This window comes from Veillonella sp. oral taxon 780 str. F0422 (assembly GCF_000221605.1).
In the GTDB taxonomy this organism is placed as follows: domain Bacteria; phylum Bacillota; class Negativicutes; order Veillonellales; family Veillonellaceae; genus F0422.
The window spans coordinates 1-26,517 of sequence record NZ_AFUJ01000054.1 but is presented as its reverse complement, the minus strand read 5'-3'; the positions used below and the strand labels follow the sequence as shown (position 1 = coordinate 26,517).

At 38.9% G+C, this 26,517-nt stretch carries 26 protein-coding genes; 16 read left to right on the top strand and 10 right to left on the bottom strand.

Features of this window, described 5'->3' with window-relative positions:
- Nucleotides 1-16 precede the first annotated feature (16 nt).
- The 6 genes from HMPREF9200_RS06210 to HMPREF9200_RS08140 all read right to left on the bottom strand — a co-directional run bounded on the left by HMPREF9200_RS06210 (nucleotide 17) and on the right by HMPREF9200_RS08140 (nucleotide 5,251).
- Entirely contained in the window at nucleotides 17-910 is an 894-nt protein-coding gene (locus HMPREF9200_RS06210) for a DUF721 domain-containing protein (protein ID WP_009353971.1), read from the bottom strand.
- Entirely contained in the window at nucleotides 900-1,991 is a 1,092-nt protein-coding gene (gene recF, locus HMPREF9200_RS06205; RefSeq protein ID WP_009353960.1) for a DNA replication/repair protein RecF, read from the bottom strand. The genes HMPREF9200_RS06210 and recF overlap by 11 nt, the downstream gene beginning before the upstream one ends.
- A gap of 57 nt (nucleotides 1,992-2,048) precedes the next feature.
- A complete protein-coding gene (locus HMPREF9200_RS08575) occupies nucleotides 2,049-2,216 on the bottom strand; it encodes an RNA-binding S4 domain-containing protein (protein WP_009353972.1) in 168 nt (55 codons plus the stop codon).
- 16 nt (nucleotides 2,217-2,232) lie between these two features.
- Entirely contained in the window at nucleotides 2,233-3,345 is a 1,113-nt protein-coding gene (dnaN, locus tag HMPREF9200_RS06195; protein WP_009353983.1) for a DNA polymerase III subunit beta, read from the bottom strand.
- Between the two features lie 266 nt (nucleotides 3,346-3,611).
- A complete protein-coding gene (locus tag HMPREF9200_RS08475) occupies nucleotides 3,612-3,857 on the bottom strand; it encodes a helix-turn-helix domain-containing protein (protein WP_255260736.1) in 246 nt (81 codons plus the stop codon).
- Between the two features lie 14 nt (nucleotides 3,858-3,871).
- A complete protein-coding gene (locus HMPREF9200_RS08140) occupies nucleotides 3,872-5,251 on the bottom strand; it encodes a chromosomal replication initiator protein DnaA (RefSeq protein ID WP_009353962.1) in 1,380 nt (459 codons plus the stop codon).
- Nucleotides 5,252-5,774: 523 nt separating this feature from the next.
- Here HMPREF9200_RS08140 and rpmH point away from each other — a divergent pair.
- From rpmH to jag, 5 genes are all read left to right on the top strand, one after another.
- Complete coding sequence (gene rpmH, locus HMPREF9200_RS06185) at nucleotides 5,775-5,909, top strand: 50S ribosomal protein L34 (RefSeq protein WP_004692946.1); 135 nt, start codon at nucleotides 5,775-5,777, stop codon at nucleotides 5,907-5,909.
- 70 nt (nucleotides 5,910-5,979) lie between these two features.
- Nucleotides 5,980-6,333, top strand: a complete 354-nt coding sequence (gene rnpA, locus HMPREF9200_RS06180) for a ribonuclease P protein component (RefSeq protein WP_009353996.1) — start codon at nucleotides 5,980-5,982, stop codon at nucleotides 6,331-6,333.
- Nucleotides 6,333-6,560 carry a membrane protein insertion efficiency factor YidD gene (yidD, locus tag HMPREF9200_RS06175; RefSeq protein WP_009353977.1) on the top strand — a complete coding sequence of 76 codons (228 nt, stop codon included), beginning with the start codon at nucleotides 6,333-6,335 and terminating at the stop codon, nucleotides 6,558-6,560. The genes rnpA and yidD overlap by 1 nt, the downstream gene beginning before the upstream one ends.
- Before the next feature lie 108 nt (nucleotides 6,561-6,668).
- Nucleotides 6,669-7,307: a YidC/Oxa1 family membrane protein insertase gene (locus HMPREF9200_RS06170; protein ID WP_009353949.1), complete on the top strand. Its 639-nt coding sequence runs from the start codon at nucleotides 6,669-6,671 to the stop codon at nucleotides 7,305-7,307.
- 10 nt (nucleotides 7,308-7,317) lie between these two features.
- Nucleotides 7,318-8,082: an RNA-binding cell elongation regulator Jag/EloR gene (gene jag / locus HMPREF9200_RS06165; RefSeq protein ID WP_009353995.1), complete on the top strand. Its 765-nt coding sequence runs from the start codon at nucleotides 7,318-7,320 to the stop codon at nucleotides 8,080-8,082.
- A 365-nt stretch (nucleotides 8,083-8,447) separates the two neighbouring features.
- Here the strand turns inward: jag and HMPREF9200_RS06160 are convergent, their stop codons facing one another.
- From HMPREF9200_RS06160 to HMPREF9200_RS06150, 4 genes are all read right to left on the bottom strand, one after another.
- Entirely contained in the window at nucleotides 8,448-8,819 is a 372-nt protein-coding gene (locus HMPREF9200_RS06160; RefSeq protein WP_038145013.1) for a cupin domain-containing protein, read from the bottom strand.
- 89 nt (nucleotides 8,820-8,908) lie between these two features.
- Entirely contained in the window at nucleotides 8,909-9,112 is a 204-nt protein-coding gene (locus HMPREF9200_RS08570) for a hypothetical protein (protein ID WP_009353953.1), read from the bottom strand.
- Between the two features lie 127 nt (nucleotides 9,113-9,239).
- On the bottom strand, nucleotides 9,240-9,428 hold the full coding sequence (locus HMPREF9200_RS06155; protein WP_009353993.1) for a hypothetical protein: 189 nt from the start codon (nucleotides 9,426-9,428) through the stop codon (nucleotides 9,240-9,242).
- Between the two features lie 176 nt (nucleotides 9,429-9,604).
- Nucleotides 9,605-10,942, bottom strand: a complete 1,338-nt coding sequence (locus tag HMPREF9200_RS06150) for an MFS transporter (RefSeq protein ID WP_009353948.1) — start codon at nucleotides 10,940-10,942, stop codon at nucleotides 9,605-9,607.
- Between the two features lie 298 nt (nucleotides 10,943-11,240).
- Between HMPREF9200_RS06150 and HMPREF9200_RS06145 the strand changes: the two genes are divergently transcribed.
- The 11 genes from HMPREF9200_RS06145 to HMPREF9200_RS06095 form a co-directional block, all read left to right on the top strand.
- On the top strand, nucleotides 11,241-11,942 hold the full coding sequence (locus HMPREF9200_RS06145; RefSeq protein WP_009353982.1) for a Crp/Fnr family transcriptional regulator: 702 nt from the start codon (nucleotides 11,241-11,243) through the stop codon (nucleotides 11,940-11,942).
- Between the two features lie 72 nt (nucleotides 11,943-12,014).
- Nucleotides 12,015-15,689, top strand: a complete 3,675-nt coding sequence (locus HMPREF9200_RS06140; protein ID WP_009353963.1) for a nitrate reductase subunit alpha — start codon at nucleotides 12,015-12,017, stop codon at nucleotides 15,687-15,689.
- The gene (narH, locus tag HMPREF9200_RS06135; protein WP_009353956.1) at nucleotides 15,679-17,106 is read left to right on the top strand and encodes a nitrate reductase subunit beta; all 1,428 of its coding nucleotides are present in this window, start codon (nucleotides 15,679-15,681) and stop codon (nucleotides 17,104-17,106) included. Before HMPREF9200_RS06140 ends, narH begins: the two co-directional genes overlap by 11 nt.
- Nucleotides 17,106-17,630, top strand: coding sequence for a nitrate reductase molybdenum cofactor assembly chaperone (narJ, locus tag HMPREF9200_RS06130; protein ID WP_009353985.1), 525 nt, complete (start codon nucleotides 17,106-17,108; stop codon nucleotides 17,628-17,630). Before narH ends, narJ begins: the two co-directional genes overlap by 1 nt.
- Nucleotides 17,627-18,298 (top strand): respiratory nitrate reductase subunit gamma, encoded by a 672-nt coding sequence (gene narI / locus HMPREF9200_RS06125; RefSeq protein ID WP_009353966.1) that lies wholly within the window; start codon nucleotides 17,627-17,629, stop codon nucleotides 18,296-18,298. The genes narJ and narI overlap by 4 nt, the downstream gene beginning before the upstream one ends.
- Before the next feature lie 899 nt (nucleotides 18,299-19,197).
- Entirely contained in the window at nucleotides 19,198-19,803 is a 606-nt protein-coding gene (locus HMPREF9200_RS06120) for a hypothetical protein (protein WP_009353947.1), read from the top strand.
- Between the two features lie 430 nt (nucleotides 19,804-20,233).
- Complete coding sequence (gene mnmE / locus HMPREF9200_RS06115; protein WP_009353974.1) at nucleotides 20,234-21,619, top strand: tRNA uridine-5-carboxymethylaminomethyl(34) synthesis GTPase MnmE; 1,386 nt, start codon at nucleotides 20,234-20,236, stop codon at nucleotides 21,617-21,619.
- Nucleotides 21,620-21,627: 8 nt separating this feature from the next.
- Nucleotides 21,628-23,502 (top strand): tRNA uridine-5-carboxymethylaminomethyl(34) synthesis enzyme MnmG, encoded by a 1,875-nt coding sequence (gene mnmG / locus HMPREF9200_RS06110; protein WP_009353588.1) that lies wholly within the window; start codon nucleotides 21,628-21,630, stop codon nucleotides 23,500-23,502.
- A gap of 1 nt (nucleotide 23,503) precedes the next feature.
- The gene (rsmG, locus tag HMPREF9200_RS06105; protein ID WP_009353950.1) at nucleotides 23,504-24,217 is read left to right on the top strand and encodes a 16S rRNA (guanine(527)-N(7))-methyltransferase RsmG; all 714 of its coding nucleotides are present in this window, start codon (nucleotides 23,504-23,506) and stop codon (nucleotides 24,215-24,217) included.
- Nucleotides 24,218-24,359: 142 nt separating this feature from the next.
- On the top strand, nucleotides 24,360-25,055 hold the full coding sequence (locus tag HMPREF9200_RS06100; protein WP_009353589.1) for a vitamin B12 dependent-methionine synthase activation domain-containing protein: 696 nt from the start codon (nucleotides 24,360-24,362) through the stop codon (nucleotides 25,053-25,055).
- Nucleotides 25,056-25,255: 200 nt separating this feature from the next.
- Nucleotides 25,256-26,517: homocysteine S-methyltransferase family protein (locus tag HMPREF9200_RS06095; RefSeq protein ID WP_009353975.1), on the top strand; the 1,262-nt coding region annotated here is incomplete at its 3' end.

Genomic DNA, 26,517 nt, shown 5'->3' with positions numbered 1-26,517 from the left:
GTGAAAGTCTAAGCCTTTATTTCACTTGCATTTTATCTGTTTCATTCCAACGATACTTATTTGTAATATTTACAACTTGTTCATAAGACAATTCTTCTTGCGATTTCGATGTAATTAACATAGTAGCCCAATACATATCATTCGCATCCGTAGATCCTTGGAACAAGCGAGTTAAATAATAATAAATACTTTCTTCTTTTGCCACTTCATACCATTCATAGGTGCACCAAGGAGCAATTGCTTTCATTTGGTCATACTTATAATGAGGATAATCCTTCAATAAACCTTTTACCGTACGAATGATATGTCTATACTTTTTATATTCACACTGAGGGCATACCTTCGCAGAACCTTCCGATTGCCAACGACCACAGGTAGGACATTGATGAAAATGCTCTTGCTGTAGTACAAATTCTTTCTTCGCTTGCTCCATGCGTGTTTGTAATACTTTTTGTCGAAGTTCCTCATGGCGAATTACACGAACAGAATCTTCTATACTTTGCACAATCTCAGAGGGCAATACAATTTGTTGAAAGTCTATGATTTCCTCATAAACAGGTGTCATATCTAAGGCATCCCCTGATACAAGCTGATCTTGTAAAGCACGTCGTGGGAGCTGTACTTTGATATCTGTAATAATAGATTCTCCATAATACTCACACAATGCTTCTAATAACTGTGGTTTGCGCATAGTCATCTCTTGCATCCATACAGTATGACCAATTTCAACTACGATAACAGGTGGCTTTATGTGCACTAATTTTGCTTGTCCATTCACCATAGGTCCTACGACAGATTCCCAATCATGATAGAGTTTCATAAGTCGATACATTTCATAAATGCCTAGTTCTTGTAACATAGCATCACGAAGATCCATTACTCCTGTAAAAGATTCTAGATTACTCTCCATGTATCATTTCCTCCGTCAAGTCTATATACTGCACCTTGTCTAAGTCCATTGTATCTGTTGTATCAGTAGTAGTAATAATTGTCTGTACACGTTTATGAATGAATTTGATTAAATTAGATCGACGTTCCTGATCTAATTCACTGAGTACATCATCTAATAGTAAAATAGGATATTCTCCTACTTCCGATTTAATATATTCTAATTCACTTAACTTAACTGATAAAATTGCTGTCCGTTGTTGTCCTTGTGATCCAAATCGTTTTAAATCCATAGAACCTGAATAAAAGATAATATCATCACGATGAGGTCCCACTGATGTTTGTAACCGTCGCCGATCCTCTGATAAATTTTCTTGTAAAGCCTGTAATAAAGCATCTTTTGTTACTAATAGTTGTTTCTCACTATAAGGTTGAGTATATTGCAATCGCAAATCTTCTTTACCATTGGTTAGTTTCCGATTCATTAAATCCATTAATTGATTTAATTTTTTTAAACTTTCCAATCGTTTTTGAATAATTTGTGAGCCTAATGTAGCTATTTGTTCATCCCAATCTTGTACTGGTACCTTACTCGTATGACTATATTCTTTAAGTATACGATTTCTCTGTTGTACAGCTCGCTGATACATCGTAAGCTGATGATAATATTGAGGACTAGTCTGACTAATTTCCATATTTAAAAAACGACGACGTAAGGAAGGAGTTCCCTTAATTAAATCTAAATCTTCTGGAGAAAAAATGACTGTATTCAAAGTACCTACTAATTCTTTTTGCGATAGAGGATTATCATGCAAACGAATGACTTTTTTTCCTTGACGCCCCCATTTAATCTGCAACGTATGAGGCGTATCAGCTTTCATAAAGTGAACGATAATACTAGCCTCATCCTCATTCCAAGAAATGACATCTTTCATATCCGATGTACGATGACTATGTCCCATCGTGGCAATATAAGCAGATTCTAGGATATTTGTTTTCCCTTTTCCATTAGGACCATGGATGACAATGATTTCTGGTGTGAAAGTAATAGTTTTATGACGATGATTGCGAACATGTATGAGTTCCAATTCAGTCACATACACAATTAAGCCTCCTTCACCACAGTAATTCTTATTTCATTAGCAATGGTTACTACATCATTAGGATAGATTTTTTACGTTTTCTGTAACTACTACATCATTTAAAGTGATTTTATTTTCTTCTAATAACACTTTAACTTGACCACCTGTTGATAATACATTGGCATATTTTAACAGTTGATCTAATTGAATATACTCTGTATGAATGGATACAGTTTCTTGATTCATAATTTCCTCTTTTCTCTTAATTATGTGTATGAACTGGTGTTACCACATAGGTGTAATGGTCATTATTATCTTGACGAATTACCATAGCCCCTTGTTCTTGTAAGTACATATGAATTCTTTCACCTGTGCTATGTTTCAATAATTCATCTATATATTTACCATTAAAATTAATAGTGAAAGGATTTCCTTCAAAGGTACATAAAACAATATCTTTTACCATACCAATATCAGCACTTTGAGAACTTAATGTAACTTGATTCTCTTCCCAGTCATAGCGAATGGCAGAATAACTCATATCTTTCGCCATAAAATAGACACGATCTAAGGAACTAGCAAATTCACGACGATTTAAAATAGCACTAGCATCGAATTTAGCAGGAATAACACGTTTATAATCAGGATATGTACCTTCAATTAATCTTGAAATAATATATACAGTATCAAATACAATAGCTACTTGATTTCTATTCCAAATTAATTTAACCATAACAGGTTGATCCGATGGTAATACTCTGGATACTTCTTCTACAGTGCGTTTTGGAATGACAATACGCATTGGGTTTTCAAGAGCTGCATCTAAGGTTATTTTTTTAACAGCCATACGATGTGTATCAGTGCCTACCATAGTAAGCTCATTGCCTTCAATTTCCACTAAGGTACCACAGAAGATAGGCCGATCTGTATCCGTAGAAGTAGCATATACAGTTAAGTCGATTAATTGTTTTAGCTGTTCTCCGTCAATCATAATACTATTATCATCTTGGATTTGTTCCACCAAGGAAAAATCTTCTACTTGCATAGTCACAAGTTTAAATTCAGAATGATCGGATTTAATCTGTAATTGATTAGAATTGTCTGGCTTATATAATTCTACTTGTTCACCTGGTAATTTTTTTAGAATTTCTTGAAAGTATTTAGAACCTACTACAATAGTACCAGGTTCAAGAATAGTAGCATCTACTTGGGATCTCATTCCAATTTCAAAATCGTTAGCTTGTAATTCTACGTAGTTATCTTTTGTAGAAATGTAAATAGATCCTGGTAAATTAGAGCTTGTTTTATTACTTGCTACACGTTGGAATAGTGACATGGCTTTCACTAATTCATGTTTGTTAAATTGAAGTTTCATTATTAACTCCTTATGACTAATATAACTATGTTAAAGTTTTTATTTAAAGTAGTAGACGTAGTAGTAGGACGCGTGTATAAGTGGATAGGTCCATAAAACTTATAAATTTCAATGTTTTACACATGTTTACAACATTGGGATTAGAAAATTTTATATATCCACATAGTAACAGGTCTATAAATACCTTGTGTGTAAGTGTATGTTTGTTAACAATATAATCACAAAATGTAAACAAGTTAAACACATACTTATACACAAATTTAATATTACTTTGCTTCTTCTAATTCTTTGCGAATGCGATCGATAGTATGTCGTAAATCTTGGTCTTTTTCTATTTCTCTAGAAATTTTTTCATATGCATGTAATGCGGTAGTATGGTCTTTTTTACCAAAAGCAAAGGAAATTTGAGGGTAACTTTCATTAATTAATTCACGAGCTAAATACATAGCAATTTGGCGTGGATGAGCATATTGCTTATTTCGTTTTTGACTTACTAAATGTTCTAGCTTGATTTTAAAGTAATCTGCTATAAATTCTTGAATATACTTAATGGATAATACAATTTTTCTGTATGGATGATAAAGTCTTTAATTGCCTTATTTGTAAATTCTACATCAATTGTTTCTAATCGATTTGTAATAGCCGCTTGTGTAATTAATGTTTCAAAGGCGCCTTTTAGTTCACGAATATTTCGCTTATTAAAATACTGTGCAAATAGGTGGATAACCTCTTTTGGAACATATAAGGTTGGGTATTCACTACGACGATGATCGATTTCCTCATGGATGATGGCTTCAATCATCTCAGGATTTGGTGCTTCAATTTCTACAGTAAGACCACTGTTGAATCGTGTGATTAAGCGTTCTTCCATTTCTTTATAATCTTTTGGTGGTTTATCGCTAGACAGGATAACCGCTTTATTGTGACTCAATAAATGATTGAAGGTATTAAAAAACTCTTCTTGCGTCGTTTTCTTATTTTTTTCTTCTAAGAATTGTACATCGTCAATGATGAGTACATCGATATCTCGGAAGTTACGACGGAATTGATCCGGTGTTTTTGTCCGTAATGATTCAATAAAACTATTCATAAAATCTTCACTGGTAATAGACATAATTTTAGCAGATGGATTGAGGGCTAAAATTTCATTGCCAATAGCATGCATTAAATGGGTTTTACCAAGACCAGATTGACCGTGAATATATAGTGGATTGTAACGAAGTCCTGGATTTTCAGCTACTGCTTTCGCAGCACTGAAAGCCATACGGTTAGAATTAGATTCGATATAATTATCAAAAGTGAAAGCACGATTTAGATGTGATTTTGAAGAACTACTCATGTTTCGTTGTACAGGTGGTACAGGAACGGTTGTTTTAGAAGCAAATAAATCGGCAGGGACTGGTCTTTGAATGCCTTGTGAAGGAGAAGTATTTCTTTGAATGATGACAGGAGAATCATAACTAGGACGGCTTACTCCTTCTGGTAATACTTCATTATACTCTTCTGCATCCCAAGGGGGAGGGATGATAGGAGATGGAGAGCTTTCTATTGTTGTGTCTTCAATAGAAGGCATATCGATAGGCGGCATAGGGGGAATCTCTGTAGGAGGTGTACTCATCTGTTCCGCAGGAGATGCATTTACCGTTGCCGTATCTGTTAAATAGTCGATGGTCTGCAAGGTAGGGAGTAAACTTTTTGCTGCCTCTACGATTTGGTTATGGACTAATGGGGTTTGAATATATTTTAGCTTGCTAGGATCCATAACAAATAAAGTCAAAATAGTAGATGTCATAGAATAGGGCATCAATGAATTAACAACCAAGGAATCCCACATTTGCTGGGGCATTTTCGTTTTTGTTTTTTGCATCACTTGGTCCCATAGGGAGTAAAGATCTAAGTCACTCATAATAAACCTTCCTGCATGTGTATAAGAATTATTTGTCCACATCATCATAATGTGGATAACTAAAAATTAGACAAAGAAAAAGAGTTCATAAACAAGATAATAAGTAGAATTGTTTCTATCCACAATAATGTGAATAAGTCAGTGGATAACATGTGAAAAATAAAAATACTTGTTTATAACCCTTCGTTGGTGTATGTCATTATTATACCAAAAACTTTTTTTCTTTACTATGCATTCTCTGGGATTCATTTTTACTTTTCTATAGTTCTTCCCAAAAATCTTTACTTATTACTATAAAAGTTATAATGAAAGTAAAGAATTTAGCATAAGGAAATAAAGAGTATCATAAAAGATATGAGATATTTATAGATGTATATAGATATCTATTACAACAATATTACATATCGTTTATATATATGCTATTAAAAACAAGGTTTATATTGACAGAATTAGGGTTTATACATATAATTACTATGTTATGGTATACGAAAAAATAAACCTATCATGAGGAGGTGTTGTTGTAATGAAACGTACTTACCAACCAAATACACTTTGGAGAAAACGTACTCATGGTTTCCGTGAACGTATGAAAACCATCGGTGGCCGTCTAGTATTAAAACGTCGACGCGCTAAAGGCAGAAAACGCTTATCTGCATAATCAAATATACAGCTAGAGAACTTGGCCGTACAGCCAAGTTTTTCTGTATGTACGGTATTAAAGGATAACTATGAATAGTTTAACAAAAGATAGAAGAATACGGAAAAACAATGAATATCAATTAGTGTATAAGCACGGTCGCTATGAAGTGGGACGTCTTTGTGTGGTCTATCATATGCCAGTGGCAAAGCAAAAAAGTAAAATTGGTTTCGTCACAGGTAAAAAAGTAGGTGGCGCAGTACAGCGCAACAGAGCACGACGTTTGATGAAAGAAGTGTATCGTCTGCATCAACATGAATTGCGCGAAGGTCATCATATTGTAGTTGTAGGTCGAGGTTATTTAGCCAATGCTACGTATGAACAAGCAGAACGTGAAATGATGCGTCTATTCAAAAAATGTAAATTATTAAAGGATAGAAACTAATGGGTATTAGTAAACTTGTAAATTACTTGTTAATTGGATTAGTTCAGTTCTATCGATATGCTCTATCTCCTTTAAAGCCAAGTACTTGTCGTTTTTATCCCACCTGTTCGATGTACATGTTGCAAGCATTGCGACGGTATGGACCTTTAAAAGGTAGCTATTTAGGCATAAAACGGATTTTGAAATGCCATCCCTTTCATAAGGGTGGATATGATCCTTTGCCGTAGCACAGTTTTGGAAATACCTGAGTACCTGTATGGATGAAATATAGACCATACCATAACGTATATGGGTACACAAAGGTGTATACTACAGAGAACAAAAAAGGAGTAGACATGGAAATCTTTCAATATTTAGTAGATTTTATGAGAAGCCTTGTGGAATATTCGTTTTTGGCAACAAAATCGATGGGCTTCCCAAGTTATGGTATCGCGATTATTTTGCTTACCATTGTTATTAAACTTATATTAGCACCGTTGACACAAAAACAAGTGCAGTCTATGAAAGGCATGGCTGAATTACAACCTAAAATGAAAGCCATTCAAGACAAATATAAGGACAATCCACAAAAAGCACAGCAAGAAATTATGAAAATGTATAAAGAATTAGGTATCAACCCATTAGCTGGTTGTTTACCACTTCTTGTACAAATGCCATTCTTGATTGCTATTTTCTATGCATTACAAGGATATCCATATGATCCTCAATATGCACAATTCTTATGGTTACCAAATTTGAGTGATCCAGATCCAATCTATGTATTACCAGTATTGTCTGCGTTGTCTACGTATATTATGAGTAAACAAACATCTGCTAGTGGTAATAATCAACAAGCAAAGATTATGAACATCTTTATGCCACTATTCATTGGCTATATCAGTTTAAACTTTGCTAGTGGATTGGTAATTTACTGGGTAGTTTCAAATCTATTCCAATTAGCACAACAAACATTAATTTATCGTAATAACAAATAGGAGGCTAGGCATGGATTACATTGAAGTGTCAGCAAAAACGATTGAAGAGGCAACTTCACAAGCAACAGCGCAAATTGAATCTCAAGGTCGTGTTGTTACGTCTGTGAAAGTGTTAGAAGAACCATCAAAAGGTTTCTTAGGATTTGGTAAAAAAGATGCTCTTGTTCGCGTATACTTTGAAGAAGGAACAGCAGAGAATATTGCTGTTGCAGAAGAAGTAGTATCAGTTGTGGAAACTGTTACAGAATCAATGGTAGACACTGTGGAAACAGAAACTACTGAAATTCCTGTGGTAGTTGAAGATGGTATTACAAAAGCAGAACAAGATTTCATTGCCGATACAGGTAAAGAATTTTTATTAGGTATGTTTGGAAAGATGGGCTTATCTGTACAGATTGAAAAATTGACTACTAAAGATAAGATTACATTCCAAGTACATGGGGAAGACTTAGGTATTTTAATTGGTAAACATGGTCAAACATTAGATGCTATCCAATACTTAACAAACCTTGTGGCTAATAAAGAAGTTCGCCGTCGTTGCCAAATTGTTGTGGACGTGGAAAATTATCGTTCCCGTCGAGAAGAAACTTTAGTTCAATTGGCACATCGATTAGGAGCTAAAGTACGACGTACACGTCAAAAAATTGCGTTAGAACCAATGAATGCATTTGAACGCAAAATCATTCACTTAGCTTTGCAAAACGAAAAAAATATCAAAACAGATAGCGAAGGACAAGAACCATATCGTCATATTGTAATTTATTACAAACGATAGACTTCTACTATATATCATCAACTTTTATATTGATGTATATGCATATCTGTAGAGATGACAATAGATGATTTGTGGCATATAGTAACAGATTATCTATAACTATGAAGAGGGCCCTTCGGGGTCCTTTTTCTTAGAAATATAGAAAAAAGCTATGAGTTGAATATATAAAATCAACTCATAGCTTTTTTAGTTTAAGGGGCTGTTTTGTTACAGCCCCTTTTTATATGGTGTATATATTAAAAAGAAATAATATAGTTATTAGGTTTTATATAGCTATTTAGTGGTTCAGTTATATCCACGGTTATTAATTTCCCATAGGGTGATACTGATATTGTCAAGATCAGTTCCTACTGTCTACAGACTCTTTACGGCTCGATGGGGAAATAATCCGCAGGGACGGGGGCAAGGATGCCAACAAAGACAAAGTCCTTCGTGCCTGTATTTTTCATCCCGTGGCACATGCCCTTCGCTGAGACGATGACATCGCCCTTCGCGATGGGGTGCTCCTCTCCGGGGGTAGGGTAAAAGACGCCCTCTCCCTCAATGCAAATCCATATATCATCTGCATTGGCGTGACCGTGCGGCTGAATCGTCTGCCCAGGCTTTATGACCCAGACGACACCGCTCGTTGACTCCGTGCTGTAGATTGGCGTGCGCGTTGCGACATTGCCCGCCTTTGCCACATTTGCCACGCGAAAACGTCGCGTTGCAAAATCGTTTGTGATTTCATTTACCATGATGTTTGCTCCTTTCAAAAATTCGTATTTTATATCGTTTTAGGGTGCTCAGTTAAAGTAATCATCGTCATATCCTTCGCTATTCAACTTCATTTTACAACAAACCAATCCTTATGACAACAATGGGATTTGATATTGTCAAGATCAGTTGACAAATTTTCTTTAGAAGAATACAAATGCTGTAACTCTTTATAGTCTAATTCCTTCAATACAGCATCGAGTAACCGCATAGGAGCTGTTTCTTTTATCATCAACATGCCATAATCCAATGGTAAAACTAGTTGGCGAGGCATTACTAGTTTAGTATAATTAAATTCATTGGTATATTATTTCTTCACATAAAAGGTGGCTTTCCCTTTTCCGTGTCGTTCAATGTACTTTTCTTCTACTAATTGTTTCAACATATTTTCTATGGTGGATTTACTTAGGATTGGAACTGCATTCAATACTTTGAATCTTAGCAATTTCTACTAGTGTATTTAGCACGGCAGGCTTTTGTTGTATAAATAGTTCCTGTTTTCCTTTGTGTTCATGGATCTGTACTAATAAATTAATAATTTCACTATCCCATAGAGTATTTTCATAGAGTGAATAATTAAAGATTTTCATTCGCCTACTCCTTTCTATATTCGCCTAATTATACCATGTTTTTAGGCGATTTAATATTAGAATAGGCGAATCAATGGCAAATTCTAGTAATTTTCAATACAACTGATATTGTACGACAGAATCGTTAAGCATACAAAAAAGCACGGCCTGAACCGTGCTTTTTTTATAAGATTCAATTATACATTCATGTTAGCTGCTTTACGAACATAGAACCAGTAACATACAAATACTGTTACGATGTTGAACGCAAGTAATACTGCAAATGCTGGGTGGATACTTCCAAATGTTGTGTATACATAGCCAAAGATTTTTGGTGTAATGAAGGCACCGTACGCCGCTACAGCTGCTACGAAACCAGCAATTAAGGAAGATTGTAATCCATCTGTGAAGATGTGAGGAATCATACGGAATGTAGATCCTGTTACGAAACCGCAGGATACGAACATTAATACAGTCATTCCAAAGAAAAAGTCGAAGTGATGCATATCCACGCCTACAGCGATTAATACAGTAGTGATACATAAACCAATCAAACCGATGAAAGTAATTTTTGTACCGCTATTGATTTTGTCAGCTAACCAACCACCTACTGGACGAAGGCTGGCAGATACTAAAGGTCCCACGAATGCGATGTGAGCAAATGGAATTTCAGGGAACTCTGTTTTAACAAGTAGACCAAGTGCTGCTGCATATCCAGAGAAGGCACCGAAGGAACATGTATATAACAATGTCATAGCCCATGTGTGTTTGTTGCTAAAAATTTGAGCCAGCGCTTTAGGATTAGGTTTTGCTAGTGGCAAGTTATCCATGTAACGAGTCATGCACGCTAAGATAATTACTAAAGGCACAATCCACATAAACGCCGCGTTGGCTAAGTATACTGCATTGCCTTTAACGATAGCTGGTGTGACACCGAAGATATTACCTAATGTAGCAGAACCCATAGCGAATGGAGCTAAGAAATAGATAACGGAGATCCCAAGGTTACCAATACCACCATTAATGCCAAGAGCGGTACCTTTTTCAGATTTAGGGAAGAAGTTACCGATGTAAGCCATGGAGGAGGAGAAGTTACCGCCGGCTAAACCGATCAAAGCTGTTAAGATCATGAATGTTTCATAAGATGTTGTTGTATCTTGTACAGCATAGCCTAACCATACTACAGGTACTAATAAAATAATTGTAGAAATAAAAGTCCAGTTTCTACCACCTATTAAAGCTGGCATGTAAGTATAAATAAAACGGAATGTAGCACCTACTAAACCTGGGAAGGCAGCCAGTGTAAATAACTGTTCTGTTGTGAAATGGAATCCAGCTCCATTTAATTGTGCTGCGATGGTTGACCATAAATACCATACGCAAAATGATAACGTTAATGCAATGGTAGAAACTACCAAGTTTTGTTTAGCAATTTTTTTGCCAAACTTTTCCCAAAATTCGGGATTTTCTGGTTGCCAGTTCGCAATAATTTCTTTGCGGCTCGCACCCACTTGAGGCATTTTCATCTCTGACATGAGAACACTCCTTTAATCCTTTCAACGTACAACTTGTGATACTTTTTGTATCACAGTAAATCGAAGACACAAATTAGTATAAAAAAATATTGACTTATGCCATACTTTCATTATAATATGTGCCTAAAATCACACACTTATTATATAAGATATAATATAATGTGAATGTGATAAAAAGCACAACTTATATAATTATTAATAAGTTATAATAGTAACATACGCAAAATTTAAAATGTAATTGAGAAATTGATATAGCTAAGTTTATATCAACTTCATAAGTATGGGATGTTACTGAAAGATGTATGGTGACAGTATGGAACAGGAGTTAATCAATCAATTGCTAGCATTGCCAGGTGAAGTAATTCATCTGAAAAAAGGAGAATTTTTATTTCACGAAGGCGATAAGGCAGAACATTTTTATATCGTTCAGAGAGGGCGCCTCAGTATTAAGAAATTTGAATCCACAGGACATATTTTTGCATTACGATTAGTAGGTAAGAATAATGTGCTTGGGGAAATTCCTTTGTATGAGACGAATACGAGATCGTATGTATTTAATGCCATTGCAAGAGAAGATTGCTCAGTCTATTGTATACGTTACGATGTATTAGAACCTGCCATTGCTAAGGATCATTCCTTAGCCATTGCGATGATGAAGATTTATACGCTTCATATGCGTCGACAACAAGCTAAGTATAGAGACTTATTATTATACGGTAAGAAAGGTGCATTTTATTCTACATTATTGCGTTTAGCTAATAGTTATGGTATTAAGCGGGATGACGGTATTTATATCGACATTGCATTAAGCAACCAAGAGTTAGCTGAATTTACTGCCACATCACGGGAAGGTTTAAACCGCATGCTAAGTGAGTTACGAAAGTTAGGCTATGTAGCCTATGATAAACACCATCTGGTAATCTGTGACTTTGATGCATTAATCGATTTGCTAGATTTAGATATAGAAACTATCGATCCTAATATTAGCAATATTGAATGATTAAGGTTATCCCCCCTTGCTGTGAGCACTACGAAGGCAAGGGTTTTTTTGTATTTTTAAGGAGGACATGAGATGAGTCTTTTATCTCAAAAATTTAAGTTTCTTCGCAAGAAGGACGTATCTCCAACAGGCCATCAAATCACAGAAGAAGGTGGTCGTGAATGGGAAAATTTTTATCGTGACCGTTGGTCCTACGATAAAGTAGTCCGCACCACACATGGCGTAAACTGTACTGGTTCTTGTAGCTGGAATATTTACGTAAAAAATGGTGTTGTTGCGTGGGAAAATCAAGCAACTGATTATCCTAAAACACCAGATGATATGCCAGATTACGAACCACGTGGATGCCCTCGAGGATCTACTTTCTCTTGGTATTTATACAGCCCATTACGCGTAAAATATCCATATGTACGTGGTGAATTGATCGAGCTTTGGAGAGAAGCGAAGAAAACTGCTAAAAATCCTATCGAAGCATGGAAATCTATTGTAGAAGATCCTGAAAAAGCAAAACGTTATAAATCTGCTCGTGGTATGGGTGGCTTTGTACGTTCTACTTGGGATGAATCTACAGAAATCGTAGCAGCTTCCTTATTATATACAGCAAAAACATATGGTCCAGACCGCAACGCAGGATTCTCTGTAATTCCAGCTATGTCCATGTTGTCCTATGCAGGTGGTGCGCGTTTCTTGAACCTTATGGGTGGTACTCCACTTTCCTTCTATGACTGGTATGCTGATTTGCCGCCATCAAGCCCACAAGTTTGGGGTGAACAAACTGATACACCAGAATCTGGTGACTGGTACAATGCAGGTTACATCATTACATGGGGTTCCAATGTACCATTGACTCGTACACCGGATGCTCACTTCTTGGCAGAAGTACGTTATAAAGGTACAAAAGTAGTCTCTGTATCTCCTGACTATGCAGAATCCACTACTTTCTCCGATACTTGGTTGAATGTAAAAGCAGGTACAGATGCAGCGATGGCAATGGCAATGGGTCATGTCATTCTGAAAGAATACTATGTAGATAAAGGAACTCCATATTTCAAAGAATATGCGAAAGAATTTACTGACTTACCATTTTTAGTACGTGTAGAAGAAATCAATGGTGCTTTACAAGCGGGCCGTTTCTTGAACAATCAAGATTTAGGTAGCACAGAAGATGGCGCTGATTTCCACACTGTTGTTATCGATGAAATTACGAATACAGTAGTGGCACCAAATGGTACATTAGGTGATCGTCATACAAATCCTAAAAAATGGAATTTACGTCTTGAAAACCGTGCAACAGGAGAAAAAATCTCTCCTCGTTTATCTGTCATCGACCAACGTGATTCCGTAGCATTAGTTAAATTACCATACTTCGGTGACGAAGCTCATGAAGGTATTATTGAACGTGCTATCCCTGTTATGACAGTACAAACTAAAGAAGGTCCTGTACAAGTAACAACAGTTTACGACTTGATTCTTGCTAACTATGGTATTGATCGTGGCTTAGGCGGTGAAGTGGCTACTAGCTATGAAGAAGATACTCCTTACACTCCAGCATGGCAAGAAAAAATCACTGGTGTGAAAGCAGACGTAGTGATTCGTACAGCTCGTGAATTTGCAGATAACGCAGAACAAACAAAAGGTCGCTCCATGATCATCATGGGTGCTGGTATCAACCACTGGTATCATGCTGACATAATTTACCGTACGATCCTTAACTTGATCATGTTCTGTGGTACAGAAGGCGTTAACGGCGGTGGCTGGGCTCACTATGTAGGACAAGAAAAATTACGTCCTGTTGAAGGTTGGGCTGGCATTATGACAGCAAATGACTGGAGTAAAGCACCTCGTTTACAAAATGGTACATCTTGGTTCTACTTTGCTACAGAACAATATCGTTCTGACTGCATTGACCTAGCAGATCGTGTATCTAAATTAGCCACACCTCGTTACAGACACCCTGGTGACTATAATGTATTGGCTGCTCGTTTAGGTTGGTTGCCGTCCTACCCTACTTTCAACCGTAACTATCAAGATTTAATCAATGATGCTCGTGCGACAGGTGCAGGTACTGAAGCTGAAATTAACCAATACATCGTACAAGCATTGAAAAATAAAGAGTTGAAATTCTGCGTAGAAGATCCTTCTGCGAAAGAAAATCATCCACGCAACTTGTTCGTATGGCGTTCCAACTTGATTGGTTCCTCCTCTAAAGGTCATGAGTACTTCTTAAAATATTTATTAGGTACAAAAAATGGCGTATTAGAAGATGAAGATGCACCAGTACGTCCAGAAGAAATCAACTGGCGTGAAGCTCCTGAAACAGGTAAATTAGACTTGTTGATCGACATCGATTTCCGTATGGCTTCTACGGCGTTATATTCCGATATCGTATTCCCTGCAGCAACATGGTACGAAAAACAAGACTTATCTTCCACAGATATGCATCCATACGTGCACGTATTCCAAGCGGCTGTTGATTGCGCATGGGACACTAAATCTGACTGGGATACATTCCGTACTTTGGCAGAAACTGTATCTCGCGTAGCGAAAGAGTCTGGTTTCACTGAATACGAAGATATCGTAGCACAACCATTGGGTCATGACAGCCCAGGCGAAGTGGCTCAACCATTGGGTAAAGTATTAGACTGGAGCAAAGGCGAATGTGAACCAATTCCAGGTAAAACTATGCCAAATCTTGTACACGTAAAACGTGATTACAGTAAAATCTTTGAAAAATTCATTGGCTTAGGTCCTAATATTGAAAATAAAGTAGGCGCTCATGGTTTAGCATGGGATGTAACAGATGAATATCAATCCTTATATGAACAAAATGGAACAATCGACCAACCAGGTTTCGTATCTCATGGTCGTCCTAGCATCTACGAAGCACGTGAAGCTTGTAATGTTGTGTTAACCTTGTCCTCTTGTACGAATGGTAAATTAGCAGTTCGTTCTTGGCAGGCTATGGAAGAAAAAACAGGCTTAACAGATCTTCAAAAGAATGCAAAAGGTCGTGAAGAAGAACGCATTACCTTCGACGATATGGTACGTCAACCACGCTTTATCATTCCATCTGTGACAAGTACAGGTAAAAATAATAAAGACCGTCGTTATTCTCCATTTACAACATCTACTGAGGATAAAGTTCCATTCCGTACGGTTACGGGTCGTCAATCCTTCTATTGTGACCATGAAATGATGCGTGACTATGGTGAGGCTATGGCGCTTTACAAACCAGTCTTGTCCTACGCACCAGTGAAAGGTGATTATGCACAAGAGGGGGTTCCTCAAATCACATTGAAATACTTAACACCACATCATAAATGGTCTACACATAGTATGTACTTCGATAGCCAACAATTGTTAACATTGTTCCGCGGTGGACAAACAATTTGGTTGAACGAAGATGATGCGAAAGAAATCAATGTCCAAGACAATGATTGGGTAGAAGCTTTCAATAAAAACGGTATTGTTGCAGCCCGTGCTGTAGTATCCCCACGTATTCCTCGTGGTATTTCCTACATGCACCATGCCCAAGACCGTCACATCAACGTACCTGCTGCACAAATTAAAAAACAACGCGGTGGTACACACAATGCACCAACTCACATTCATTTGAAACCGACACATATGATTGGTGGTTATGGTCAATTAAGTTATGGATTCAATTATTATGGCCCAACTGGCAACCAACGGGATATGACTATTGTGGCTCGTAAAATGAAGGAGGTAGATTGGCTTGAAGATTAAGGCTCAAGTATCTATGGTCCTAAATTTAGACAAGTGTCTAGGCTGTCACACATGTTCTATCACTTGTAAAAATACATGGACAAACCGCGAAGGTGCGGAATATATGTACTTTAATAATGTGGAAACCCGCCCAGGTGTTGGCTACCCTCGTCATTGGGAAGACCAAGAAAAATGGAAAGGCGGCTGGACTGTTGGTAACGATGGAAAATTAGCATTGGCTACAGGTTCTAAAACAAATCGTCTGATGAAATTGTTCTATCATCCAGAACAACCTGAGTTGAAAGACTACTTTGAACCATGGACATATGACTATGAAACATTGATCCATTCTGGTCGTAAAAATAACCAACCAGTAGCACGTCCACGTTCGTTGGTAACAAAAGAAAAAATGGAAATCAAATGGGGTCCTAACTGGGATGACGATTTGGCTGGTGGTGAACACGCTCGCTCTGATGTTAACTTAGCTAAAATGGGCGAAGATATTGTGTTTGACTATGAAAAAGTATTCATGCGCTACTTACCTCGTCTATGTAATCACTGTTTGAATCCAGCATGTGTGGCAGCGTGCCCATCTGGTGCGATTTACAAACGTGATGAAGACGGTGTAGTTCTTGTTTCTCAAGACGTATGTCGTGGCTGGCGCCATTGCGTACCATCTTGTCCATACAAAAAAATCTTCTACAACTGGGAAACAAATAAAGCTGAAAAATGTGTATTTTGTTACCCACGTTTGGAAAATGGTTTACCACAAATTTGTGCGGAAACTTGCGTAGGTAGAATGCGTTATGTAGGCGTTGTTTTCTATGATATGGATAAAGTAGAAGCAGCAGCGGCTTCCAAAAACGATACAGATATTTACGAAAATACAGTGGATTTAATCTTAGATCCTCATGATCCAGAAGTAGTAAAAGCGGCTCGTGCAGAAGGTATTGGTGAAGCTTGGATTAAAGCAGCACAAAAATCTCCAGTTTACAAATTGATCAAGGAATGGAAAGTGGGCTTGCCACTACATCCAGAATATCGTACATTACCAATGGTTTGGTATGTGCCGCCATTGAGTCCAATCGTACAACGCATTACATCTGAAGTATACTTACCAGATGCAAACGAAATGCGCGTGCCTGTACAATATCTTGCGAATCTATTTACAGCAGGTAATGCAGATGCACTAGCTCGCGTATTACAACGTGTATTAGATATGCGTGAATATATGCGTCGTCGCGATGTAGGTGGAGAGGCTCCTGAGCATCCAATCGATTTAACAGAAGATCAAATGTACGAAATGTACAAATTATTAGCATTATCTAAATACAATGATCGTTTCGTGATTCCTACAGATATTAAAGCGTCTCGTGAAGGTCGTGCAGATATGCAACATAAACGTGGTTTTGCCTGTCCTACAGGGGGATGTCAATAATGAATGATGCTCAGAAAATAGCGCTTATCGCGTCATTTCTGCTTCGCTATCCCGATGCCACTTGGTACGATGAATTACAAGAATGGAAGGGGGACGCAACATCTGTTGCGCACCCTCAACTCCGTCAAGCCTTGGTAGAATTTTTCGACTATGTGGAAGAAACACCTCGTAAAGAGTTTGAAGATCAATATGTGCGTACCTTTGACTTTAGTCAAAATACGAATATGTATTTATCTACTTATGAATTACAAGGTACAGGGGAACAAGCAGAAGAACTTGTTAAATACAAAGCATTTTTCCTTGAAAATGGCTATGACTTACCAAAAGAAATGCCAGACTTTGTCCCAGCTATTCTTGAATTATGTGCGCTTATCGAAGAAGAAAAAGCAAAAGAAATTTATGAATACTGTAAACCAAAATTAGAATATATTCGGGAGCGTTTCATTGAAGCGAAATTACCGTATGCATTCTTATTTGATGTTATTTTATCTGTTGCTAATGGATTGGAGGACGGTGTACTATGAGTTTATTTCTATGGGGCGCACTGCCTTATATCGCTTTCACCTTCTTTGTCGTAGGGACTCTTGTTCGTTTCTTTTACTTTGAAAGAAACTGGACCACAAAATCAAGTCAATTTTTAGAAAAGAAACAATTGCGTATTGCTAACCCATTGTTCCACTTTGGTTTGCTTTGCGTTATCGGTGGCCACGTGGTAGGGGTATTGATTCCTAAAACTTGGACTGCTATGATTGGTATTGATGACCATATGTACCATCAAGGTGCGTTGTATATGGGGGCTGTGGCTGGTTTCCTATTTATCGTAGGATTCTTAATGCTTATGAAACGTCGTTTCACAACACCTGAATTACGTGCTAACACATCTAAAATGGATGTATGGTTGTACTTGTTCTTTACACTAGCTATCGTAAGTGGTATGGCTGGTACCTTATTGAATGCGTCTGGATTCTTTGACTATCGTGTATCTATTGGACCTTGGTTCCGTAGCGTATTGATGGCTATGCCAGACCCATCCTTAATGGAAAATGTTCCTGGTATCTTTAAGTTCCATATGCTATCCTGGATGATTGTGGCTATCGTATTCCCATTCAGCCGTTTAGTACATTGCTTAAGCGTACCATTTAATTACTTAGCACGACCATTTATCGTGTATAGAAAAAGAGACCGTCGCTAGGTCGTCACTTGTTCCGCTATGTAGCCTTGTGGCGTTCGTAATTGAATAGGGGAAAGGAAAGACCGCAACATACTCCTTCTCAAACTGATACAGTGGTTAGGTTTGTTCAGGAGCATGTTGCGGTCTTTTGCGTTTGTGTGATTTAGGTAGTAAGGGAACGCCACAAAGGCTACTACTCGTAATGGCGTTCCTCAGGGGATTCTGTGTTTATGTCATTTAGATAGTAAGGGAACGCCACAAGGATTTCTACGATAAAGGGGCGCTCCTTAGAGTTGTCACTTGTTCCGCTATGTAGCCTTGTGGCGTTCGTAATTGAATAGGGGAAAGGAAAGACCGCAACATACTCCTTCTCAAACTGATACAGTGGTTAGGTTTGTTCAGGAGCATGTTGCGGTCTTTTGCGTTTGTGTGATTTAGGTAGTAAGGGAACGCCACAAAGGCTACTACTCGTAATGGCGTTCCTCAGGGGATTCTGTGTTTATGTCATTTAGATAGTAAGGGAACGCCACAAGGATTTCTACGATAAAGGGGCGCTCCTTAGAGTTGTCACTTGTTCCACTATGTGGTCTGTGGCGTTTGTAACTGAATAGTGCAAAGGAAAGAGCACGGCATCCCCCCTCTCAAACGGTATTTCATAATGTTTGTTCGGGGCACGCCGTGCTCTTCTTGTGTTTGTTCAATTTTGTCAGTAAGACCCGCCACAAAGGCTACTACGCCTAACGGCACTCCTCAGGGGTACTAATATGTAAATGATATGTCTTATCTAATATGAATGCGTAAAAGGTCTGTATATTATGAGAAATTCATACTCTTAGATTCTTTACAATGATAATTGATATTGTTATACTTTAAGGGTATAAATTTTTTTGGTATTATTGGATAAGGAGTGTTATGTGACGATGGAAAGTTCAGGACAAAAGCAATTTAAGAGCAAGTATCATATTTTGGTATGGATTGCTCTATTATCATTAGCACTGATTGGTATGGTTGAGTATGGATATTATTTACAAAATAGACCTCCATTTAAATGGCAGATTTATTTAGGTTTGATTCCATTTTCATCTTGGGTAGTGTTGACGTATCTTGCGACAAAACCAAAATGGTTTACTACACGTTATAATGTAGGTGAAATGTATAAAGTGCATCGCATTGTAGGTGTTGTAGCTACTGCTATGGTAGGTGTTCATTGGTATGTATATTTTGGTAAGGCTAAAACAGCATTAGGCTGGTGGGGCGGCTACGTAGCTCTTGTAGGGATGTTTATTGCTTTTCTAGTAGGGATTTTATTCCTAACTCCTTGGTTTAAAGGTATCGCTACATCTATGCCTCGTAAAGTAGCTGTATGGATTCATAGATTGAATTTGGTAGCTTTAATTGGTGCTAATATCCACGTACATGGCTTTAAACGATTATCTGCTATGGTTCCATTCTTACAAGTATATGATATTCTTACATATGGGTTAGTGATCTATTACATCTATTGGATGTTCAAGAAAAGAAACTAAGTCGTCACTTGTTCCGCTATGTAGCCTGTGGCGTTCTTAATTGAATAGGGCAAAGGGAAGAGCACGGTATACCCCTCACAAACGGTATTTTATAATGTTTGTTCGGGGGCACGCCGTGCTCTTCTTGTGTTTGTTCAATTTTGTCAGTAAGATCCGCCACAAAGGCTACTACTCGTAACGGTGTTCCTCAGGGAGTTTTCTCCTATCTATCATTGATGTTACTTTGGTTGCGTGATATAATTTATATAAGGCCACAAGGCCTTTTCTTTTTATGTGAAATGGTATTACTCGATGTCAGATATGTTTTTTAGGAGTATCATGAAAGTGTCATAATGATATGTTAATGATACTATGTCTATATGGTATCCCCATAAAGGATATGTACTAGATATATCTTAAAACGACGGCATTGATGTAGACAGGAGATACTATGTTTTTAGATGACACGATTGCAGCGATTGCGACGGCTCCAGGGATTGGCGGTATTGGTATTATCCGCATCAGTGGTCCTGAGGCGTGCGATGTTGTGAATCGTATCTTTCACAGTAAACAATCTGTGCCACTGGGTGAGCGCCAGACGCGAACGATCCATTATGGACATATTGTTCATCCTAAGACGGGTAAAACCTTGGATGAGGTCATCGTGGTGTTGATGAAAGGCCCTCATTCCTATACGGCAGAGGATGTAGTAGAGATTCAATGTCATGGCGGTTTTGTGTCAGTCCGTGAAATACTGAAAGTCCTACTTTCAGAGGGGGTACGTCAGGCAGAAGAAGGGGAGTTTACAAAGCGAGCGTTCTTGAATGGTCGCATTGATTTAACCCAAGCAGAGGCCATCATCGACATTATTGATGCGAAGACGGAGCAATCTTTGGAAGTGGCAGTGAATCAATTAGACGGTACCTTATCCAAGTATATTCGCGCCTTACGAGATGAGTTAATCGCTATGATTGCCCACTTAGAGGTAACCATTGATTACCCAGAGGAAGATATTGAAGAGGTGTCAGCTCAAGAGGTGCGGACGGGGTTAGCTCCCATCCTAGAGAAGATGGATACTTTATTGGCAACGGCACAGCGTGGTAAATTATTGCGTGATGGTGTGATGGTGTCCATCATTGGTCGTCCTAATGCGGGCAAATCTAGTTTGATGAACGCTTTACTTCGTGAGGACCGTGCCATTGTGACGAACATTCCAGGCACGACCCGTGATAGTATTGAAGAATTTCTGACCATCCAAGGGATTCCCGTGCGCTTAATTGATACCGCTGGGATTCGTGAGACCGAAGATATTGTAGAAAGTATGGGCGTTGAAAAAGCACGTCAATACTTAGATAAAGCAGATGTAGTGGTCCTTGTCATTGATGGGTCTAAACCATTGGAGCCAGAAGAACAAGAGTTGCTACAGCTCATTACGAATCGTCCAAGCATTATCTTCTTGAATAAAGCAGACCAAGCGCAATGTGTTAGCAAAGAAGAGATTGCGGCACTGGGGACTTTCACAGAGATTGTCACCATCAGCGCAGCCCAAGGGGAAGGTATGGATGAGATGGCGAGGGTCATTACATCCTTGGTGCAAGGAGGTTCTGTGCAGGCTAGTCATGAGGCGATGCTCAGCAATGTGCGCCACATCACCTTGATGGAACAGGCGAAAGTTAGCTTGGACCAATCCATTCTTGCCATAGATAGCGGTATGCCTATCGATTTAATCGTCACGGACATCCGCGCTGCTTGGGAGCTACTGGGTGATATTACTGGTGAAAGTTTACGTGAATCCATGGTGGATGAATTATTTAAACGATTCTGTTTAGGAAAATAGGAGAATACATGTATTTAGTAGATACGTATGATGTGATCGTCATTGGCGGTGGTCATGCTGGTTGTGAAGCTGCTTTAGCCACAGCTCGCATGGGGCATCGTACCTTGATGGCTACATTGAATTTAGATAACATTGCTCTTATGCCGTGTAACCCAGCCATTGGGGGACCTGGTAAAAGTCATCTAGTGTGCGAGCTAGATGCATTGGGCGGTGAAATGGGCATTAATGCAGATGCGACAGCCATTCAAATGCGCATGCTCAATACGGGAAAAGGACCTGCGGTACATTCCTTGCGGGCCCAATCCGATAAAGTTGCCTACCAACGCCGTATGAAAGAAGTTTTAGAAAATACAGAGAACCTCAATGTGAAGCAAATCATGGTCAATGAGTTGCTCATTGAAGAGGGTGTTGTGAAAGGTATTGTGTCTGAATTAGGAGAAGTATACCAAGCCAAGGCTATCATCTTATGTACGGGTACGTACTTAAAAGGCAAGATTATTACTGGTGAATTGGCGTACACAGGTGGTCCTAATGGACAGCGAACAGCGGAATTGTTGTCTCAATCGTTATTGAACCATGGCATTAAGTTAATGCGATTCAAAACAGGTACACCAGCTCGTGTCGATAAACGAACCTTGCACACAGAGAATATGGAAATGCAACCTGGTGACTCTCACCATAGAGCCTTCTCCTTTATGTCTGATTGGATCGACCGCAATGAGCAAGTATGTTGGTTGACTTTTACAAATCAAAATACACATGATATCATTCGTGGCAATTTACATCGTGCCCCTATGTACACGGGTGTCATTGAAGGGACGGGCCCAAGATATTGCCCATCCATCGAAGATAAAGTGGTTCGCTTTGAAGATAAACAACGCCATCAATTATTCGTGGAACCAGAAGGCAATCACACCAACGAAATGTACGTCCAAGGTATGAGTACAAGTTTACCAATCGATGTACAATACGCGTTCCTACGCACTATCCCTGGTTTGGAAGATGTAGAAATCATGCGTCCTGCTTACGCCATTGAATACGATTGCTTAGATCCATTGCAATTGACACCTGCTTTACAAGTGAAGCATATCCAAGGTTTGTATTCTGCAGGTCAAGCGAACGGTACATCTGGCTATGAAGAAGCGGCAGCACAAGGCTTGATGGCAGGTATCAATGCAGCCTTATGGTTAGAAGGAAAAGAGCCATTTATCTTATCTCGTTCCGAAGGCTACATCGGTGTGCTTATCGACGATTTGGTAACGAAAGGAACGAAAGAACCGTACCGCATGATGACGAGCCGCAGTGAATATCGCTTGTTACTTCGTCAAGACAATGCAGATATGCGCTTAACAGAAAAAGGCTATGAAATCGGACTTGTTAAGGAAGAACGATATAGGGCTTTCAAAGAGAAACAAGGTAAGATCGAAGAGGCGATTCAATTACTAGCGGATACACCTGTAAATCCTAGCGAAGAAACGCAACAAATCTTAGATCGTATTGGTACACCTCGCATCAAAACGGGCATTAAGGCGTACGATTTGGTGAAACGTAACGAACTATCCTATGGAGTAGTGGCAGAGGCATTCGGATTGCCTCGCTACGAAGCACCGGTAGAAGAAGAAATCGATATTACCATTACCTATGATGGCTATATTAAAAAGCAACTAGAACAAGTGGAAAAAGTGCGTAAGTTAGAGGCGAAAATTATTCCTCAAGATTGGGATTATACAGCGATGAAAGGTATATCTTTAGAAGCCATTCAAAAATTGAACGCTGTACGCCCCCATTCCATTGGTCAAGCGAGCCGTATTTCTGGGGTGTCCCCTGCGGACATTTCTGTGCTCTTAGTGCAAATTGAGCAGTACTACCGTGAAAGAGGTTAATATGATATTTTCAGACTATGTGAAAGCCCACACCAACACTTATGGTTTGGACCTCACAGATACACAAATTGACCAACTGCAACGGTTTTATGAACAAGTAGTGACCACCAATGAGCATATGAATTTGACGGGAATTACTGAGCCAGAAGAATTTGCTTTAAAACATGTGGTTGACTCTCTATCTTGTTATGACCCTAAGTATTTTACAAAAGGTGCAACGGTCATCGATTTAGGGACTGGTGCAGGTTTTCCAGGTGTTCCCCTAGGCATCTATGATCCGTCCTTGCAGATTACTTTATTTGATTCCTTACAAAAGCGACTCCGCTTTTTAGATGGTGTTATTGAGGACTTAGACTTACAAGGATTACAAACTTTACATGGCCGTGCAGAAGATTTGGCACATCAAGAGTACCGGGAATCTTTCGATCTTCTCACTAGCCGTGCGGTGGCTCGTTTATCCATCTTATTGGGATGGGGACTTCCCTATGTAAAAGTAGGGGGCTACATGGTGGCATTAAAAGGCTCTATCGTGCAAGAAGAATTAGAGGAAAGTAAACGTGCTGTATCCATCTTGGGTGGTGAAATTGTAGAGGTCAAAGAAGTGACGTTACCGACATTAGAGGATAAACGAGCTATTGTGTATATCAAAAAGGTAAAACCTACGGCTAAGAAATACCCTCGAAAACCAAAAGAGATTAAAATAAAACCTTTATAGCTATGCACTATAACTCATAATAAAATATAGAAAAATGCTTATAAGTTATATCTATGATATACTTAATGAGTACTCTTTACATGTGCGGTCACGTTGTGTTCGCACATGTTTTATATTTGCAATACAAGATTGAGGTGAGACAATGGCAATCTATAACGGACGATTACCAAAACTCAATGAAGATGAAATAAAACGATACTCCGGATTAAAGCATGCGGAGGGATTTCCAGAGCAGTATGTGAAAGAAGCTGCCCTAGAAGTACAATTAGTGGCAGAACCTCGTGGCGTATACCAATGCTATGATTACGATGCGGAGACACATACAATCCTTAGTAACCCGCCTATGGTGCTGGATGCCACAGGCATCATTCGTCATTTAGGGAATGCTAAAAAAGTATATGTTCTCGCTGTCACCGTAGGAGAAGCCGTAGAAGAACGCAGTTCTGCTTTATTTAAAGAAGGCAAATCTACACTAGGTCTTCTTGTGGATGCAGCGGCTACAACCGCCGTAGAACAAGTGGCAGATCAGGTAAATGAACTTATCGACAGAGAGGCAAAAAAACAAGGCTTTAAAACGACATGGCGCTTTAGCCCAGGCTATGGCAACTGGCCTGTCACAGTACAGCAAGAATTTGCTAAGATTATTAAGACAGAAGAAATTGGATTGACGGTGACAGACACAAGCATGCTATTTCCACGTAAATCAGTAACGGCTATTGTGGGCTGTCAAACAGTAGATGAAGAAGGACCAAAAACACAACGAGGTTGCACATCTTGTAGCCAAGTAGAGTGCGCATCTCGTAAGTTGCCAGAGAAGGGGACAACTTCGTGCATTTAAACAAACGTATCGTTTGTGATAGATAGTACTGAAAAGGTATCCTATGTGGGATATCCTTATGATAGTTATACTTTTTTAAATATAAATTGATGTATAGATAAGTAGCGTGATGTACTGATACTGGGGAAGAGTATAGTCATCGTTATACGAAGTATATTGCCTTGGGCGAGCAATGTGCCTGATACATAAGTGAGGGACATATGGTATATATTATAGATGGCGGCATGGGTACCATGCTGCAAGCGGCAGGTCTTGGTGACGGGGCTTGTCCAGAATTATTTAACGTAGAACATCCGGACGTAGTGGAGCATATCCATGCAGAATATTTACGTCACGGTAGTGATATTATTACGACTAATACCTTTGGTGGAACAGCGTTAAAACTGGATGAATACCAATTGGGTCATCGTATGGATGAAATCAATCGTGCTGCCGTAAAAGTAGCACAAGCGGCTCGTGATAAGATTAATCCGAATGCAAAAATCGCAGGTGATATGGGTCCTAGTGGTCGATTTATGGCGCCATTAGGAGTGGCTCAATTTGATGAGATTTATGAGACTTTCAGAGATCAAGCAAGAGCCCTTATCGATGCAGGGGTAGATTACCTGATTATTGAAACGATCATCGATATCCAAGAAATGCGTGCTGCCTTATTGGGCGCGAAAGATGCTCGTGACGAGTTAGGAAAAACAAAAGAGGATGTGAAAATTATCTGTCAGTTCTCTTTCAGCGAAGATGGACGTACCATCACAGGCACACCACCAGAAGCAGCAGCTATCTTGATGGATGCTATGGAAGCAGATATCGTAGGTATTAACTGTTCCTTAGGACCTGAACAATTATTGCCGTTGGTAGAACGCATGGCAGCAGTAACGAACTTGCCAATTAGTATTCAGCCGAATGCAGGTATGCCACAACTCGTAGGGAAAGAAACTATCTTCCCATTAGGGCCAGAAGAGATGGGCAAATATGCACCTCGTTTCCTCGACGCAGGGGCAACGTATTTAGGTGCTTGTTGTGGTAGTACTCCAAAACACATTGAATCTATTGCCAAAGCGGCACGAGCACATACACCGGCAGAACGACCACATGTAGAACCGTTTACGGCTTTCACAAGTCGTACTAGCGTAGTGAAAGTAGGTTTGCAAGAAAAACCAATCATCATTGGGGAACGCATTAATCCAACAGGCCGTAAAGTGTTAGCAGAAGAAATTCGCAAGGGTAGCTTCTTGATGGTGAAAAAAGATGCCTTAGCCCAAGTAGAAGCTGGGGCAGACGTGTTGGATGTTAACATGGGTGTCACAGGCGTTGATCCAGGGGAAACGATGAAACGAGCTATCGAAGAATTAACGATGCTTGTAGAGGTTCCTTTATCCATCGACACATTGGATCCAGTGGCGATGGAAGCTGGTTTAAAAGCTTACCCAGGTCGTCCATTGTTGAACTCTGTNAACGCAGAGCC